The 18309-nt window shown below is 38.7% G+C and carries 16 protein-coding genes and 2 pseudogenes; 13 read left to right on the top strand and 5 right to left on the bottom strand.

The window, feature by feature from the left end; translation table 11 throughout:
* Positions 1–10 precede the first annotated feature (10 nt).
* Entirely contained in the window at positions 11–346 is a 336-nt protein-coding gene (locus EV693_RS03660; protein WP_165904870.1) for a helix-turn-helix domain-containing protein, read from the bottom strand.
* A gap of 120 nt (positions 347–466) precedes the next feature.
* Between EV693_RS03660 and EV693_RS03655 the strand changes: the two are divergent.
* Positions 467–1438: pseudogene (locus EV693_RS03655) on the top strand (IS1595 family transposase); the annotation flags it as partial.
* A 413-nt stretch (positions 1439–1851) separates the two neighbouring features.
* On the opposite strand, the gene dsbB reads toward EV693_RS03655, so the two are convergent.
* Both dsbB and nhaB read right to left on the bottom strand, forming a co-directional pair.
* Positions 1852–2388 carry a disulfide bond formation protein DsbB gene (gene dsbB, locus EV693_RS03645; RefSeq protein ID WP_132501030.1) on the bottom strand — a complete coding sequence of 179 codons (537 nt, stop codon included), beginning with the start codon at positions 2386–2388 and terminating at the stop codon, positions 1852–1854.
* A 33-nt stretch (positions 2389–2421) separates the two neighbouring features.
* Positions 2422–3963 (bottom strand): sodium/proton antiporter NhaB, encoded by a 1542-nt coding sequence (nhaB, locus tag EV693_RS03640; RefSeq protein ID WP_132501029.1) that lies wholly within the window; start codon positions 3961–3963, stop codon positions 2422–2424.
* A gap of 183 nt (positions 3964–4146) precedes the next feature.
* Between nhaB and fadR the strand changes: the two genes are divergently transcribed.
* On the top strand, positions 4147–4863 hold the full coding sequence (fadR, locus tag EV693_RS03635; RefSeq protein WP_132501028.1) for a fatty acid metabolism transcriptional regulator FadR: 717 nt from the start codon (positions 4147–4149) through the stop codon (positions 4861–4863).
* 110 nt (positions 4864–4973) lie between these two features.
* Here the strand turns inward: fadR and mscL are convergent, their stop codons facing one another.
* Both mscL and hemG read right to left on the bottom strand, forming a co-directional pair.
* Positions 4974–5384 (bottom strand): large-conductance mechanosensitive channel protein MscL, encoded by a 411-nt coding sequence (gene mscL / locus EV693_RS03630; protein ID WP_132501027.1) that lies wholly within the window; start codon positions 5382–5384, stop codon positions 4974–4976.
* A gap of 133 nt (positions 5385–5517) precedes the next feature.
* Positions 5518–6042, bottom strand: coding sequence for a menaquinone-dependent protoporphyrinogen IX dehydrogenase (gene hemG, locus EV693_RS03625; protein WP_132501026.1), 525 nt, complete (start codon positions 6040–6042; stop codon positions 5518–5520).
* A gap of 141 nt (positions 6043–6183) precedes the next feature.
* Here hemG and ubiE point away from each other — a divergent pair, with 141 nt between their 5' ends.
* The 11 genes and pseudogenes from ubiE to EV693_RS03575 form a co-directional block, all read left to right on the top strand.
* Complete coding sequence (ubiE, locus tag EV693_RS03620) at positions 6184–7014, top strand: bifunctional demethylmenaquinone methyltransferase/2-methoxy-6-polyprenyl-1,4-benzoquinol methylase UbiE (protein WP_132501025.1); 831 nt, start codon at positions 6184–6186, stop codon at positions 7012–7014.
* Between the two features lie 42 nt (positions 7015–7056).
* Complete coding sequence (gene galE, locus EV693_RS03615) at positions 7057–8076, top strand: UDP-glucose 4-epimerase GalE (protein WP_132501024.1); 1020 nt, start codon at positions 7057–7059, stop codon at positions 8074–8076.
* A gap of 117 nt (positions 8077–8193) precedes the next feature.
* Complete coding sequence (gene adk, locus EV693_RS03610; RefSeq protein WP_132501023.1) at positions 8194–8841, top strand: adenylate kinase; 648 nt, start codon at positions 8194–8196, stop codon at positions 8839–8841.
* Positions 8842–9062: 221 nt separating this feature from the next.
* Positions 9063–10898, top strand: coding sequence for an ABC transporter ATP-binding protein (locus EV693_RS03605; RefSeq protein ID WP_132501022.1), 1836 nt, complete (start codon positions 9063–9065; stop codon positions 10896–10898).
* A 244-nt stretch (positions 10899–11142) separates the two neighbouring features.
* A complete protein-coding gene (mltF, locus tag EV693_RS03600; RefSeq protein WP_132501021.1) occupies positions 11143–12537 on the top strand; it encodes a membrane-bound lytic murein transglycosylase MltF in 1395 nt (464 codons plus the stop codon).
* Between the two features lie 41 nt (positions 12538–12578).
* Complete coding sequence (locus tag EV693_RS09475) at positions 12579–12719, top strand: hypothetical protein (protein WP_165904869.1); 141 nt, start codon at positions 12579–12581, stop codon at positions 12717–12719.
* A gap of 49 nt (positions 12720–12768) precedes the next feature.
* Positions 12769–14739 (top strand): site-specific recombinase, encoded by a 1971-nt coding sequence (locus tag EV693_RS03595; RefSeq protein WP_132501135.1) that lies wholly within the window; start codon positions 12769–12771, stop codon positions 14737–14739.
* A 142-nt stretch (positions 14740–14881) separates the two neighbouring features.
* The gene (pepB, locus tag EV693_RS03590; RefSeq protein ID WP_132501134.1) at positions 14882–16165 is read left to right on the top strand and encodes an aminopeptidase PepB; all 1284 of its coding nucleotides are present in this window, start codon (positions 14882–14884) and stop codon (positions 16163–16165) included.
* 206 nt (positions 16166–16371) lie between these two features.
* Positions 16372–16581: an ESPR domain-containing protein gene (locus EV693_RS03585; protein ID WP_165904868.1), complete on the top strand. Its 210-nt coding sequence runs from the start codon at positions 16372–16374 to the stop codon at positions 16579–16581.
* Positions 16557–16877 (top strand): annotated as a pseudogene (locus tag EV693_RS09745) (hypothetical protein); the annotation flags it as partial. The gene EV693_RS03585 and the pseudogene EV693_RS09745, both read left to right, overlap by 25 nt.
* Before the next feature lie 51 nt (positions 16878–16928).
* Positions 16929–18309, top strand: a 1381-nt coding sequence (locus tag EV693_RS03575; RefSeq protein WP_207906475.1) for a hypothetical protein, incomplete at its 3' end; no start/stop codon positions are given.

The raw sequence follows: 18309 nt of genomic DNA, 5'->3' as shown, positions 1-18309 counted from the left end.
TAAAAATTCTCTAAAATTTTTCAGTTGAAATCGCCTTAAACGCTGTTTTCATTGTTTTTTGTACAAGATTAGGCATTAAGCGATAGTGAGTGATTAGTTGATTTTCTTCGGCTGAAAATGATTCTTTTGATATACCTTTCAGTATTTCTCCTTCTCCCAAAATCAACCAATTTAGATCGACATTAAATGTTTTGCTCATTTTAGAAAGAGCTTCTAAATTAGGTTCTCGCTTACTACGTACATAGTTGTACATTGAGCGATAAGGGATATCACAGCGTTCTGCAAAATCTTTGATTGTAAACTGATTAAGCTCAATAAGCTGATTTAATCGTTCTGAAATATTCAAATGAGTAACTCCATATTGACTTTTATTTCTCATTGTGATAAATTTTGATTTGTAAAATTATTCATTTGGGTAATTTTAATACATATTATCAGAAACATCTTTTTAGGTAAAACCATTTATATGGCACAAAGTTTTTTGTTATCTAGCTTTGCAAGAAAATTAAGTCCACTTAAGATAGCTCGCCTATCTGATGCAGATGCATTTTCTTTATTGCATGAATTACGCTGGAGAAGTGAAACAGAACAAGTTTGCCCTAAATGCGGTGTACAACATCGAGCCTACTTTATCTCTACTCGCAAACAGTGGCGATGCAAATATTGTAAACATACCTTTAGCATTACGTCAGGGACAATTTTTGCGAATCACAAGTTACCGATTCAAACCTATTTATTCGCTATTGCTTTGTTTGTGAATGCGGTAAAAGGTATTTCAGCTTGTCAGCTCTCTCGAGATTTAAACGTGCAGTACAAAACCGCTTTCACTTTATCACATAAAATCCGAGAAAGTCTGATTGTACAGCGTGAACTTTTCCCATTATCAGGCGAAATCCATATTGATGGTACTTACATGCATTCCGCTCCACGCCCAAAGAATAAGAAAACAGAACGTGTAGATAGACGTTTAAAAGAAAATGCCAATCCAAATAAACGTGCAGTATTAGTGATGCGTGAGCGTTATTCAGAGCAGGAAACATCTTCTAATCCGCAATTAGTCGGTGCAAAGAAAACCATCACGTTCCCGCAATTAGTGGGTGCACCTATTCTCTCAGAGAACACCGAAACAGTGAAGAAATTAGCTCAAACGTACATTGAGCCAAACAGTCGTATTCATGCGGACGAAAAGTCAGCTTATGATGAACTCATGGTGAATTACGACCTACAACGAGTAAACCATCAACGTGAATATCGTAGCGATGAGGGCATTACCAACAACCTTGCCGAAAGCTATTTCGCTCGCTTTAAACGTATGTATTACGGACAAGTTCACAAAATGAGCAACGTGTATCTTGATAACTATGCCAATGAAGTCGCCTATCGTGAAGATGCTCGTAAACTGGATAATTTAACTATTTTCAATGATGTCACCAGTAAATGACTCAGCACGTCATCAGATAATGTTTGGAAAGGCTAAAGGGTGATTTCATTCATATGAAACCATTTTTCAGGTTGCTTTTTAAGGATATGTGCCACTAATTGACGTGGAGACGACTGAAAACGGACATTGCGAGATTTCTTGCTTAATGAAAAATCTGAATCTCTTGTGTGATTTAGTGCAGTTCAATAGTCTAAGATTTTCTGATTTAACCCCTTTATCTTGGCTTCAAATTCAGCCCTTTCTTGTTCTGCAAGGGAGATTTCTTCAATCAATAATTTTTCTAACGCATTCATTTTTTCTTACCGTTAAATTACAATGAGGTAAGAAAAATGTAGCAGAAAAACTTAGTTCAATCTTTGTGCAACTACTACCTAATACCGAAAAAATATCAAAAATTCACCGCTTGTTCATTAATGGAATAATCCACGTTTGCGTTTTTGGATAGGTATAAACTGACTAAATATTACTAATATGAGCAATAGAGTATAAAACGCAAAAATGATAATTAACCACTGTGGCATTGTGAGCGATAAAAACGACCAAGTAATTTGGCTGCAATCACCGCCTGCTTCAAAAATAGCGGGCAGCCATTGATTTAATGGTAATGTTTCAGGAAAATCGACAAATGGAGAACATTGATTCCAAGGGGCTGGGTTAAGCTGGTAATCAGTATGTTTTATGGCTAACAAGAGCCCTTTGATTGCACCAAATACCCCCAACAATAAGGCTAGCCAGCGGATCAGTGCAGTGCGAGGAGCAATTATTCCCAATAGTCCTGAAAAAACAATGGCGAACAGTGCCAATCGCTCGTAAATGCACATTACACAAGGCTTCAATCCCATTCCGTGCTGAAAATAGAGTGCCGCTGCCTCTAATGCAATGGCACTGAATGCGAATATCACCCAACTCTTACGTTGTAATGACAGCGTTTTAAAATACCTAAACATACAGTTCTCACCTCTCATCTTTTATCATTAAGATTAGCGAGTAATTAACCAACCCCAATCAATCATTAGTGTGGTCAGTGGAGTGAGTAAAAACTCAATTGCTAAAAACCCAACTATGGATAGCACTATAGTGTACGGTAATGCCATATAAACCATTCTACCATAAGAGAGACGGATTAAGGGGGCAAATGATGAGGTTAATAAGAATAAAAATGCCGCTTGACCGTTTGGTGTTGCAACCGAAGGTAAGTTAGTACCTGTATTAATAGAGACCGCAACCAAATCAAATTGCTCACGACTTAATGCACCAGACAGCAAAGCACTTTTCGCTTCATTGATATACACGGTTCCAACAAAAACGTTATCTGAAATAGCAGAAAGCAAGCCATTAAATACATAAAATAGGGCAAGCTGTGATTCTTGTTCAGCCTCTAAAACGAATTGAATAATCGGATCAAATAGCTTTAAATCAACAATCACAGCAACGATAGAGAAAAAGACCATTAATAGAGCGGTAAAAGGCAGTGATTCTTGAAATGATTTCCCTAATGCGTGTTCATCAGTAATGCCACAAAATGCTGTACAAATAATAATAATGGTTAAACCTATTAGCCCCACATCAGCTAAATGTAGAGCTAAACCGATAATTAGCCATATACCTGCGATTGCTTGTACTACTAATTTTAGGCGGTCTTGCTTCGTCATCTTTTGTTCTTCTTGAATGTTATAACGAGCCAATACCGCCCACACAGCCAATGGCAAGCGATCGCCATAGCCAAAAACTTTGTATTTTTCAACGAGAAAACAAGTGGTGGCACCGCATATCAATACAATCAAACTAACAGGGGAAACCCGTAGGAAAAATTCACTAAATCCCCATTGAGCCTGTTCTGCAATAATTAAATTTTGTGGCTCACCGACCATGGTCATTACGCCACCTAAAGCACTCCCCACACCAGCGTGCATCAATAAGCTACGAAGGAAACCACGAAATTGTTCTAGCACTTGTTTTTTGATCACTATTTTGTTGTCATTACTAACATCGGTTGAATCTTCAATACTATTGCTTGAGGCAACTTTATGATAAACCCCATAAAATCCAAGTCCTACACTAATAATAACTGCAATCACAGTTAGAGCATCTAAAAATGCAGAAAGAAATGCGGAACTTAAACAAAATGCCAACGAGAGCATTTTTTTAGAATGAATAAAAATAATGAGCTTGGTAAAAATATAGAGTAGCAATTGCTTCATAAAATAGATACCCGCCACCATAAACATCAATAACAGTAAAACTTCAAAATTAGCTAGAATTTCCTGTTTAATATGGTGTGGACTAGTCATTCCAATGGCTACAGCTTCAATCGCTAATAATCCACCTGGTTGAAGAGGGTAACATTTTAATGCCATCGCCAACGTAAAAATAAATTCTGCAACCAATAACCAGCCTGCAACAAAGGGACTAACCAAAAAATAAATAACAGGATTTATTACCAAAAATGCTAAAATGCAGAGCTTGTACCATCGTGGGGTACAACCTAGAAAATTTTTAAACAAGCCAGTTATGTTGCTCATATTAGTTCACTCCAAGATAAAAACATAGAAAAACCTAGCTTGATTGTAATATAGTTTAGATTGAACGATAATATAAACTGATAAAGTTCTAGAAAAAGAGTGTCATTTTTGATAACCACATCACACTTTTGTGTTTTTTATACAATTTTTCCCCTTAATTGAACAGAATAACGGAATATAACAATGGATAAATCTAATCTTTTAACCTCACAAAGCCCTGCGGCATTGGCGGAGGAGTACATTGTCAAAAGTATTTGGAATAAGCATTTTGTTGCGGGTTCGGATTTGCCTTCAGAAAGGGAAATGGCTCGAATCATTGGCATTACTCGAACTACATTAAGGGAAGTTCTGCACCGTTTAGCACGAGATGGTTGGTTAAGTATTCAGCACGGTAAAGCGACGAAAGTGAATGATATTTGGGAAACAGGTGGCCCTAATATTATCAGTACCTTAATTCGGCTTGATAAAGCGTCCCAACCAATGATTATTGCCAATGTTGTTTCTTTACGCACTAGAATGGCAGAATATTACATTCCAGAAGCGGTGCGTTTCGATTCCAAAGCCTGCGAAAAATTATTTGCAGATCTTGGCTCTCTCGAAGATAGTGCAATCGCTTTTGCGGAATTTGATTATCAACTTTATCGCCGATTCACTTTTGTGGCAGAAAAGCCGATTTATGGTCTTATTCTTAATAGTTTTAAAGCACTTTATCACCAAGTCGCAACTCTCTTTTTCAGCGATGCTGAAGCTCGTCAAGTTACTCGCCAGTTTTATCATAAGCTATTGTCGGCTTGTGCCAATAAAGATCCACAGCTTGCTCACCAGTATATGGTAGAAAACCGCCAACACACTACTAAAATTTGGGGCGAAATGCTAAAAAATTTACCTGATCGCTTTTAGCCAGTAGCCACTTTTCTGATGATAAATGAGTTTGCCCCCACACAATTTGCTCCCAGATGAACTGAGAGCAAAGAGGTGAAATCACTTATTCTTATCGCAACTTGCTGTTTTTAATTACTCTTTTTTAGTAAATCACGAATTTCAGTAAGCAACTGTTCTTCAGTACTAAGTTCTACTGGCTTCGGCTCTTCTTTTTCAGGCTCTGATGATTTTTTGAGGTTATTAATCAATTTTACCATTGCAAATACCGCTGCAGCAATAATTAAGAAGTCAAAGACATTTTGGATAAATGCACCGTATTTGAGTAATACAGCTTCGGCTTCGCCTTGCTTTTCTTGGATAACAATCGCAAGATCTTTAAAATCAACTCCATCAATTAGCCAGCCGATCGGTGGCATAATAATGTCATTGACCAGTGATGAGACGATTTTACCAAATGCACCGCCGATGATCACACCAACGGCTAAATCAACGACATTACCTTTTACTGCAAATTCACGAAACTCTTTTAAAATACTCATATTTTTCCCCTAATAGTAAATACCTATCAAAAATAGTCGCATAATTATAATATATGGCTCAAAAATGTATAATGCTTTTAATCTGATTTACGTCTAGTATACTTCTCCCAGCTCCCTCTATTTTGTTTGGTAATCAAGGAAGCTGGCTAATCTGTTCTGAAAACGTAGCCACTTGTTGCCAATCCGTATACTCTACCTCTTTTTGTGTATCTGTTTCACCGCCAGTGATTTTCATAATAAATTGAATCATTATTCGATCAAACCAATGGTAGCGAGGATAACGCAATGCTCCTGCAATCACGGCAATTAAAGAAGGTTGCCATTGAATACGAGCGAGTAGTTTACGAGTATAGGTATTGGTTTTAGGTGTGTTACGATTACTTTTGCGAGCGGTCAGATTAACGCTAAAAAATGCAGAACTTTTCTGATTCAATAAGCCTTGGTGTTGGGCGATAAATTTTTCCAGTAAAGGATCAAAGCGTCCATATCGGATTGATGCACCGATCACAATTTTGTCAAATTCAAGCAGTTCTTCATGGGGAAAGTTGGGCTGCTCTCGAAGTGAAACGAGCTTGCAATTTCCTAATTCTGCAGCAATTTTATAAGCGATTTTTTCTGTCTGACCGTCTTGAGTTAAATAAAAAATAACCGTTCTCATTCTGTTTTCCTCTTTCATCAGGTTTTTGTGTTTGGCTCCCATCTTAGACTAGAGGCTATCTTAGCAGATTTTGCAAAATATTAAGGAAATCAGACCGCTTTTTTGTTATGGTATATCAAATTTTATGTGAGATTTTTTATTATGTGTCAAGATACCTCATCTTCTCAATTTGAGCTAAATGCAACCTGTCCGTCGAGCGTTTCTTCCCATCAATCAAAGGTTACCGATGGACAAACCACAACCCATTTTGGTTTTAAAATGGTCGCTAAAGAGCAAAAGCAACAGCTCGTTGCAAATGTTTTTCACAGTGTGGCGGATAAATATGATTTAATGAATGATCTGCTCTCTTTTGGTATTCATCGATTATGGAAGCGTTTTACAGTAGATTGCAGTGGCGTTCGTAAAGGACAGAAAGTGCTTGATTTAGCGGGAGGTACAGGCGATTTTACCGCTAAATTTTCTCGTATTGTTGGGCAGACTGGAGAAGTGGTTTTAGCGGATATTAACCGTTCAATGCTTGAAGTTGGACGTGAAAAATTGCGTAATTTAGGTGTAGTCAGCAATGTCAGCTATGTTCAAGCAAATGCAGAATCCTTACCTTTTGCTGAGAATAGTTTTGATTGTATTGTTATCAGTTTTGGGCTGCGTAATGTAACAGATAAAGATAAGGCGTTGCGTTCAATGTTTCGTGTGCTAAAACCAGGTGGGCGTCTATTAGTCTTGGAATTTTCAAAACCTGTTATTGCTCCTATTAGCCAGCTTTATCATTTTTATTCTTTTAATATTCTGCCAAAAGTAGGCGAAATTGTCGTTAATGACAGTGAAAGCTATCGATACCTTGCAGAATCTATTCGAATGCACCCAAAACAAGAAGATTTAAAGTTAATGATGGAAGCAGCAGGATTTGAGCAAGTCGATTACTATAACTTAAGTGCGGGCATCGTAGCTTTACACCGAGGATATAAGTTCTAATTTTAGAATTCACGATTAAATTAACTATTAAGGAGCATTGAAATGGCAATTTTAGTGACTGGAGGAGCAGGCTACATTGGCTCACATACTGTTGTTGAATTATTAAATGCTAACAAAGAGATTGTAGTATTAGATAATTTATCGAATGCTTCGCCAATTTCCTTAGATCGAGTGCAAAAGATCGCAGGAACATCAATAAAATTTTATCAGGGTGATATTTTAGATCGAGAGATGCTACGAAAAATCTTTGCACAAAATACCATTGATTCTGTTATTCATTTTGCAGGTCTAAAAGCCGTAGGTGAGAGTGTTAAAAAACCACTTCATTACTACCAAAATAATGTTACAGGCTCAATTATACTCGTAGAAGAAATGCTTAAAGCCGGTGTTCATAATTTGGTATTTAGTTCATCGGCAACGGTTTATGGCGATCCACAGGAAATCCCAATTACAGAAAATTGTCCTGTGGGCAATATTACTAGCCCTTATGGCGGTTCAAAATATATGGTTGAACAAATATTAGCGGATACGGTTAGGGCTTATTCTACGTTCAGTGCCGTGGTATTGCGTTATTTTAATCCTGTTGGAGCTCACGAAAGTGGACTAATCGGCGAAGATCCAAATGGTATACCTAATAATTTATTGCCTTATATTAGCCAAGTAGCGGTCGGAAAATTGGAGCAACTTTCCATCTTTGGAAGCGACTACGATACACACGACGGTACAGGTGTGCGTGATTATATTCACGTTGTGGATCTTGCCGTTGGGCATTTAAAAGCGTTAGAAAAACATCAAGGTGATGCAGGTTTCCACGTTTATAATCTTGGTACAGGAGTGGGCTATTCTGTGCTAGATATGTTAAAAGCATTTGAAACGGCCAATGGTATTAGCGTACCTTATAAGCTCGTTGAACGGCGTGCAGGTGATATTCCTATTTGCTATTCTGCACCACAAAAAGCACTCGAAAAATTGGGTTGGAAGACTGAACGAAATCTCACTCAAATGATGAAAGATACTTGGAATTGGCAAAAAAATAATCCAAACGGTTATCAAAGTGCCTAATAGTACCTAAAACAAACTAATATAGGCATTACATTTGCAATTTAACGCAGTTATCGCTAAGGTAGCTCGTTTTCTTTTCACTATTTATTTTAACAATTGAATAAAGATGAGGTTATTATGAAAATTATTTTATTAGGTGCACCAGGTGCTGGTAAAGGTACGCAAGCTCAATTTATTATGAACAAATTCGGCATACCGCAAATTTCTACTGGCGATATGTTCCGAGCAGCAATAAAAGAAGGAACAGAATTAGGCAAACAAGCAAAAGCATTGATGGACGAAGGCAAATTAGTTCCTGATGAATTGACCGTTGCATTAGTTAAAGCTCGTATCTCGCAACCAGATTGTGCAAAAGGTTTTTTACTTGATGGCTTTCCTCGTACTATTCCTCAGGCTGATGCATTGAAAGAAGCGAATGTAAAAATTGATTTTGTGCTGGAATTTGATGTATCTGATGAAGTAATTGTTGAACGAATGAGCGGTCGCCGTGTACACCAGCCATCAGGTCGAACTTATCATACTGTATACAACCCGCCTAAGATTGAAGGCAAAGATGATGTTACAGGCGAAGATTTGATTATTCGCCCAGATGACAAACCAGAAACGGTATTAGATCGCTTATCAATTTATCATCAACAAACTAAACCGTTGATTGCTTATTACACAGCTGAAGCCGAAGCTGGTAACACCGTTTATCACCGTTTAGACGGCACGCAATCTGTTGAAGCAGTCAGTGCAGAATTAAATAAAATTTTGAACAAATAACCCCATTCAGGCAGTAAAATAAGCTAAAAATTTTTACCCTGCTTTACCTTTCTCACCTATTATTCAGTAAGTGCGTTACAGGAGTGGGAGGAAGACTTGAGAGGGCGTGTGCAGTACGCCCATACAATTATTTTTTAATCTAATCTATATTGAAGAATAAAATATATAGGACGTTATGACATAAATCATTAATGTCCTTTTATTTTTAGGAGCGGTGAATAATGTTTAAGAAATATTTTGAGTGGTTTGAAAGACGTGTCGAACCTTACCCCAATGATCCTCCTCGCACGCCGAAAGCAGGGTTAATTCCCTTTATTCTTGATGCAACAAAAGGTATTCGATTTTATTTGCTGTTGCTGATCATTTTTGTGGCAGGCATTGGCGTAGTTGAGGCGTTACTTTTTCAATATGTGGGTGAATTAGTTGATTGGTTCAATCATTATTCTCCTGCGGAGCTATGGCGTGAAAAAGGCTGGTCGATTGTTGCAATGTTTTTGGTCGCTTTATCAAGTGTGCTGTTTGTGCATTTGGGGAGTCTTGTTCGTTTCCAAAGTTTGCAAGGTGTGTTTCCAATGCGATTGCGTTGGAATTTTCATCGTTTGATGCTTGGACAAAGTATGAGCTTTTACCAAGATGAATTTGCAGGGCGTGTCTCGGCTAAAGTAATGCAATCTGCTTTGGCTGTGCGAGATGTCATTATGACTTGTGCGGATATGCTAGTTTATACGCTGGTGTATTTTACCACTGCGAGTATTATTTTATTTCAGCTAGATGGTTGGCTCTTTTTGCCTTTTATTGCGTGGGTTATTTCATTAGCCTTAATCATCGCTATTTTTGTACCTAAATTATCTAAAGCAGCTCAAGAACAATCCGATGCTCGTAGTTTAATGACAGGGCGTATTACTGATGCTTACTCTAACATCGCAACGGTTAAGCTATTTTCTCACGACAATCGTGAATCACGTTATGCCAAGGAATCAATGGAAGAGTTTATGGTTACCGTACATAAACAAATGCGTTTAGTAACAACCATTGAAACTTTAACTTATTTTACCAGTATTGTATTAATTCTCTCTACTGCAGGTATTGGCTTATGGCTTTGGTCTATTGGTGAGGCAAGTGCAGGAGCCATTGCAACATCAACTGCTTTGGCATTACGAGTAAAGGGCTTATCACAATGGATTATGTGGCAATTTGCAGGTCTATTTGAAAATCTAGGTACGGTACAAGATGGAATGGGAACGCTTTCCAAACCGCATACTGTTGTAGATAAACCGCTTGCGAAACCGCTTATCGTCAGTCAGGGCGAAATCAAATTTGAGAATGTTGATTTTGCCTATGATCCGAATAAGCCTCTCCTTAAAAACTTTGAACTCACTATTCGTTCAGGCGAGAAAGTGGGGCTCGTTGGACGAAGTGGAGCTGGAAAATCAACACTTACCAACTTGTTATTACGCTTTTATGATATTCAAAAAGGAAGTATCCGCATAGACGGACAAAATATCAATGAAATTACACAAGAAAGCCTCCGTTCACAAATTGGGTTAGTAACCCAAGATACTTCTCTACTACATCGTTCTGTACGAGAAAATTTGATGTATGGTCGCCCAACGGCTACAGAGGAAGAAATGCAACAAGCTGTTGTGCGTGCGGCAGCTGTTGATTTTATTCCTCATCTACAAGATGCAAAAGGCAGAGTTGGGTTTGATGCTCACGTTGGTGAGCGTGGTGTCAAGCTATCGGGTGGACAACGCCAAAGAATCGCCATTGCACGAGTGATGTTAAAAGATGCTCCAATTTTGCTGCTTGATGAAGCAACCAGTGCGTTGGATTCGGAAGTTGAGGGAGCAATTCAAGAAAATCTAACTGAGTTAATGAAGGGAAAAACAGTTGTGGCAATTGCTCATCGTTTATCAACGATTATGGCAATGGATAGATTAATTGTGTTGGATAAAGGCGAAATTGTTGAGCAAGGTTCACACGAGGAATTGCTTAAACTAAATGGTGTGTATGCTAAACTTTGGGCTCACCAAAGTGGTGGTTTTTTACCTGAATAATGCACAAGTTTTAGTGAGCAATAAACTGTTCAAAAATCAATAAATTGCAAAAAATGATGTGTAATGAACCGCTTGCGAGCGGTCAGATTTCACAAAATAATTGCAATCATTGAATTGGTTTATTGATGAATATCCCTTATTCCTTCTTTGATAAAGAGAAAATGGTTTGATAAGGGCTTAGTTATATCGATTTCTATTATAATCCTTCTATTCAGAGAAAAAGCAAATCAGAGAGATAAACAAAGTGAAAGGTTTAATCATTCGATTAGTCATCAGTATCGCACTCTTGCTATGGGCTTGGGATATGGTCTCGCCTTGGCAGCAAGCTATGCAAGCAGAGGAAAATCGTTACACACAGATACAACAACGTAAAATAGTCAAAGTTGGTATGATTAATCACCCTCTGTTCTATTTCATTGGCAATGACGGTACTACAGGGATTGAGTATGATCTTACGAGTGCTTTTGCTGATTTTATGCAAGTTGATCTTAAAATTAAATCTTTCAAAACCAGTGAGGAATTATTTTCAGCATTAAAGAGCAATCAAATTGATATTGCTGCTGCAGGTTTACTTTATCAAACAGAACAAGCACAGCAATTTAATATTGGTCCTAAGTATTATTCTGCCTCTTGGCAGGTTGTATATCGCAAAGGAACACAACGTCCATACAAGTTAGAGGAACTACAATCGGAGTTAGTCGTTCCTACAGGTTCTGCTGTAATCCCTATTTTACAACAGCTACAAAAGAAATATCCCAAATTAAACTGGAAGGTTGCAGGGCAATTCACCCAAGAAGAGCTATTATTTAAAGTTGCTGATGGCACGATTCCTTATACTGTAGCGGTTTCGGTTGATGTTTCAGCCGCTCAACATATTAAACCTGATATTGCCATTGGGTTTGATTTAACCGACGAAGTACCCGTTGTTTGGTATCTACCCAATAATGGATACAGTGAACTGCAAGGTGCTGTGCTAGCCTTTATGAACCAAGTCCACGAAACAGGCTTACTTGCACGCATTGAAGAAAAATATTTTAACCACCTAAACCGTTTCGATTATGTCGATACTCAAACATTCTTACGCTCAATAGAATCAACATTACCTCAATATCAATCTCTATTTGAGAAATATCAAGGAAATCTAGATTGGCTAATGCTGGCTGCAATTGCTTATCAGGAATCTCATTGGGATCCAAATGCTACGTCTCCAACAGGCGTTCGTGGCATAATGATGCTTACCCGTGATACAGCTGCAAGAATGAACATTACCGATCGTACCGATGCTGCACAAAGCATTCAAGCAGGATCGGAATATTTGCATCTATTAATGAGCCAGCTACCGCAATCTATCTTGCCCGAAGATCGCATTTGGTTTGGGCTTGCCGCGTACAATATGGGAATGGGACATTTGCTTGATGCTCGCCGTCTTACTCGACAATTGGGAGGCGATCCTAATAATTGGTTAGATGTAAAAAGAAATCTCCCTCTACTGGCGGAAAAACGCTACTATACACAATTAAAATATGGCTATGCTCGTGGCTTTGAGGCTTTTCAATATGTGGAAAATATTCGCCGCTATTACAATATTCTCACTCAACATTTACGCATTAAAGAACAAATATCTCAAGAAACAAAATAAAATATCTATAACATTGAACAAAATTGTACAAAGGAACACAAATGTTACGTAGAAAACGCAAATTAAAACAGAAAGTTAAACGCCTTAGTAGTAACAAAGCTCGGCGTATTTTACGCATTCACCGTCTCAAACGCCGTATCTTTGCAAATCACCGTATCGGTTTTATGATGTGGCAACAATAACCATTTAAGCACTACTTCTTAGGTCTTAGGAGCTATTTTGAAAACAAAAATGCAAATTCACCATACCACTGACGTAATCAGCTTTATTGAAGCAAAATTAGCGAACAACCAAATATTTGAACTGCTTAATACACTTTGTGAATGGTTACGAAACAGCCCAGAAAGTGAAATTTCTGCTCGAGTACAATTTATTATTCGACTTTTAAAAACCAATAAATCGCTTGGGAAACAGCTCGCAAGTCAATTATGCGACTGGTTTTGCGGTATGCGACTTTACCCACTCTTTATCAGTTGTGGCATTCTTGGACGTGCAGGCTTTGGGCGAGAACTACGCAATCGCATTTATGAAAAAATGAATCCATCATTTAAAAACGTAAATGACTTACGTGATATTTTCTTCCTCCTATTTCACGACAAAAATGATACACATTGGCTTAATAGTATCCCAACTCGACAATGGGATATGCTATTAAATCTACTTCGACGCCACACCACTGAACATGATCGTGAAACGGTAAATAACCACCTACGTTACGAAGGCTTATTTGCCATCGAAATGCTAGCGATTTGGATTGCCGCAGAAGATATCGAACCTGAATTAATGCGTCTTGATCCGCAGCTCCTAGAACGTGATAGTCCATTTGTCGCACTGCAACGTGAAGTTACAAACTGGCTATATGCACAACAGCATAACCAAACATTTGACAGTAACCATCTCCACGTGATGTTTACACAATGTGAAAAGCTGATTGAACGGTTACAAAAGAAAGGTTCTACCAAAGGATCATCTCTTGATGCAGCCTATCTGCTTGAACGCCTCAAACAAACATTAACTCGTCTTGCACGTTTAATGAGCGTATTTGAGTCCAATCGCTTTCTGCCTCGCCGCATTTTATTACTCACAAAAGATCTCGCCACAGCTTCCGCTAACCAGCACAGCGTATCTAAACTATGGAAGCAAAGTGTAAAAATGTTAGCACGCAGCATTACACAAAATACTAGCGATCACGGAGAACATTACATTACCCGTACCAAAAAAGAGTACTTCAATATGTTCTACTCTGCGGCGGCTGGCGGTATATTTATCGCTTTAATGGCATTGATTAAAGTTTACATCGGTAGCACGATAGAAAATGAAATTTGGAAAGGGCTAGCAGAATCACTTAACTATAGTCTTGGTTTTATCATCATTTTTATGTTGCATTTCACCGTTGCAACCAAACAGCCTGCAATGACCGCTTCTCGATTTGCAGAAGCTGTCAAAAAAACACCACAAGGACGAGCACTCGAAATGAAGCTAGCTCAACTGCTAATTGATGTATTCCGTTCACAAAGTGCTGCCGTATTGGGCAACATCTCCGTTGCAGCTAGCCTGTCGGCATTGGTTGCCTTAATCTATAGCTATTACACTGGCACACCGTTTTTAAGCCAATCCGAAATTGATTACCAATTAAACAGTCTTAATCCAACCAAAGGCACCCTCTGGTTTGCTGCCATAGCAGGTATTTGGCTATTTTGTGCAGGGATCATTTCAGGCTATTTCGATAACCGATGCAATTACCTCAATATCAGAATGCGATTGCGTGAACACCCACTACTAAAACGAATAATGTCCGACTCTACTCGTGAACGTTTCGCTGAGTACATACACCAAAACTTCGGCTCAATAATGGGGAATACCTGCTTTGGCTTTATGTTAGGTCTCACAAGCATAATAGGCTACCTAACAGGACTGCCGCTTGATGTTCGACACGTCGCTCTCTCTTCAGCCAATCTTGGTTATGCTGGAATAAGTGGTGATTTACCGATAGCCGTCTTTTTGCAATACCTCATTTTTGTACTAATGATTGGCTCTATCAACCTAATTGTGAGTTTCTCTCTCACTCTTTGGATAGCATTGCGTTCCCTAGGTACAGAAATTCAAAGCTGGAGCAATATTGCCAAATCCATAAAACAAATTTTAAAACAACGCCCACTAAGCTTAATCTTGCCTTTACAACTTGATGATAAGCAGCCTTAGTTGCGTTGAATTGTTAAAACAACATTCGGAATAATCGTTGATAATTCAGCTTTTTTATTCCCCAAAAAAGATAATTTTGCAAAAAATTGTTAGAATATGACCGCTTTTATCTATAAATTAATAAGGATTTCCTATGACAACAATGAAAATTACACTTTCTCAACAACCTGCCCCTAAAGCTTGGGGGAAAAGTGCCATTATTTCCGCAGACAATTCAACTATCCAAATTCACCTTCAACAAGATGAGCTTAATACCATTCAAAAAGCAGCTCGTAAAATTAAGGGGCAAGGCATTAGTGAAGTAGAGCTTGTTGGTGAAGGGTGGGGAATAGAGCAATGCTGGGCATTCCAACAGGGCTTTATCAGTGTAAAAAATGCAGGTAATGTTATTTTTCCAAGCTTAGGCTGCGATCAAGCGGAATTTGATGCACGTTTAGCTTGTTCAGTTTTTGCTCGCAATTTAATTAACGAACACGCTGAAACACTTACCCCTGAAATATTAGCTCAAAGAGCGACAGAATTTATTCAACAACAGGCAGATAAGTATGCTGGCGAAGGTAAGGTTTCATTTGAAATTATTTCTGGAGAGGCATTAAAAGAAAAAGGTTATCACGGTATTTGGACAGTTGGACGAGGCTCGGCAAATCCTCCTGCAATGTTACAACTTGATTTTAATCCAACTGGGCAATCAGAAGCTCCTGTACTAGCTTGTTTAGTGGGCAAAGGAATCACTTTTGATACGGGTGGGTATAGCATTAAAAGCAGTGAAGGTATGTCTACAATGCGTGCAGATATGGGCGGTGCAGCATTGGCAACAAGTTCGTTGGGGCTTGCGATTGCGCGTGGCTTAAAACAACGTGTTAAACTATATCTGTGCTGTGCAGAAAATATGATTAGCAGCAATGCATTTAGACTCGGTGATATTATTACTTATCGAAATGGCGTGACGGCAGAAGTGTTGAATACCGATGCAGAAGGGCGTTTAGTCTTAGCTGATGGCTTAATTGATGCCGATAAACAAAAACCTCAATTAATCATTGATTGTGCAACTTTAACAGGAGCGGCGAAGGTTGCAGTAGGTAATGACTACCACTCTGTACTTTCTATGGACGATCAGTTGGTCAAAGAGCTTCTTGATGCGGCCAAAAAAGAAAATGAGCTATTTTGGCGACTACCATTTGATCATTTCCATCGTTCACAAATTCGCTCTAATTTTGCTGATATTGCAAATACTGGCACAATTCCTACACCAGCAGGTGCAAGTGTAGCGGTCGCATTTTTATCTTATTTTGTTGAAAACTATCAACAACAATGGCTACATATTGACTGTTCTGCGACGTTTCGTAAAACAGCCAATGATTTATGGGCAGTGGGTGCGACAGGAATTGGTATAAAAACATTGGCAAATATACTCACCTCTAGATAGTTATAAACAACTTATTGATTCAAAACCGCCCCCCAAAAACTTTTAGGGCGGTTTGTTTTTATAGCGTTTTTCTTATTTTTCTATTCTATTTTCTACACAAAATACATTATAATGCCAAGTGCCAAGTGCCAAGTGCCAAGTGCCAAGTGCCAAGTGCCAAGTGCCATTCAGTATTTTCAATGTTATTTAATATTAAGGAAACCCCTATGAATAAAATATTTAAGGTCGTTTTTCATTCGGCAAGCCAATCTTGGGTCGTTGTCTCTGAACTCGCCCGTTGTGCAGTAAAATCGACAACCTCCGTAGATAAACGTCAGTCAGTCAGTCAGTCAGTCAGTCAGTCAGTCAGTCAGTCAGTCAGTCAGTCAGTCAGTCAGTCAGTCAGTCCAGTATTCTCTCCTCGCCTTCTAAACTAATCAATCCTATTTCTTTAGCTATTTTTGCAATTTTATCAATAATTTCATCATCAAATGCACAATCAACACCAAATAATGGTAATAAAGCAGGTACAACTATTAGACAAAGTGATATAGCATATGGATTATCTTCCTATGCACAAAATAATTCTATTGCACTAGGAGATGAATCGAATGCGGGTGAAAATGGGAATAACGCCATAGCTATTGGTCAAGAATCATACACATATGGCAATAACGCCATCGCTCTTGGCCATAATTCTGGTGCAGCTGATCATAATACTATCGCAATTGGCTACTCTTCTAGATCACTGTATAGTGGCACTATTTCATTGGGTAATGGTGCTGTGTCGAATTATTATAACGCTATCGCAATCGGTAAGGATGCCTTTTCTTACAGAAGTTCCCTTGCATTCGGTACAAGTACATTTTCCTACACAGATTCCATCGCTTTAGGGAGCTACGCTCAAGCTAATGCATACCGTTCTATTGTTTTAGGATACAATGCTTTTAATGGTTCAGATAATAGAAGATCCGTTGTTATTGGTTCATTTGCTAATCTTCAAGGCCAAGGTAAAGGCGGTGTTCTCTTAGGGGACTTTACTACGGGTAATGGAAATAGCATTATCGCTCTTGGTAGCCGTGCAAAAGCCTATTCAAACTACGCGATGGCTTTTGGTTATAACGCTCTTGCCGATAAACAAGACGCTATCGCAGCTGGTCGTAATGCAAAAGCATTAGACCGTGATACCATTGTCCTAGGACGTGGTACCATGGCTGTTCATAATGATGCAATTGCCATCGGTAAATTTGCTTTTGCTTATAGAAACTCACTCTCTTTCGGGCAAAATACCTTTTCTTACATTGATGCCATCGCTTTGGGTAGTTATGCCCAAGCTAATGCATATCGATCACTTGTCTTTGGTTATGATGCTCGAAACAGCTTAAATAGTTTTAACTCTATCGCTATTGGTTCCTTTGCTCATCTTCAAGGTAATAGCACAGATGGCGTACTCTTAGGCTCTCGTACTTCTGGCAATGGCATTGGCGTACTTGCTCTTGGAGGAAGAGCAACTGCTCAATCCGACTACGCCTCTGCGATTGGTTATAATGCTCAAGCAACATTAAAACATTCTGTTGCTATCGGAGCATATTCCTCTACCACTGATGCAAAAGCAATCAATAACGCTAAAATTGACGACTACACCTTCAACAACTTCTTTGGTGCTATCAAAAACAGTGGACACATCGTCTCATTTGGTCGCCCTGACTTCACACGCCAGCTTAAATTTGTGGCGCCAGGTGAAGTCTCTGAACAATCTACTGATGCAATTAACGGTAGCCAGCTATATTCTATCGCTAAAACCATTATTGAAAAAATCACCGCCTCCACAGTCTCTGCTGCTCCTGCTCTCACTGTCGATAAAGCAAAGCCTGAAAAAGTAGACGGTACACTGGTGACTGACTATCAAATTGATTTGGCTGATACAACCAAAAACGATATTGAAAAAGGCGTCGATGCCCACACGACCGTCAATAACCAAGGCTTAACCTTTGCTGCTGACAATGGTAACACTCAATCCCAAAAACTTGGTAGCACACTCAGCCTAAACGGTGATAGCAATATCACCACCAAAGCAAAAGATAACACCGTTGAAATCACCCTTAACCGTAATATCTCCCTTGATTCTGTCTCAACAGGTCAAACTCGACTTGATAATCACGGCT

This window comes from Nicoletella semolina (genome assembly GCF_004345745.1).
GTDB lineage: Bacteria > Pseudomonadota > Gammaproteobacteria > Enterobacterales > Pasteurellaceae > Nicoletella > Nicoletella semolina.
Note: the sequence above shows the minus strand (reverse complement) of the source record. Positions and strands in the feature narration are given on the sequence as shown.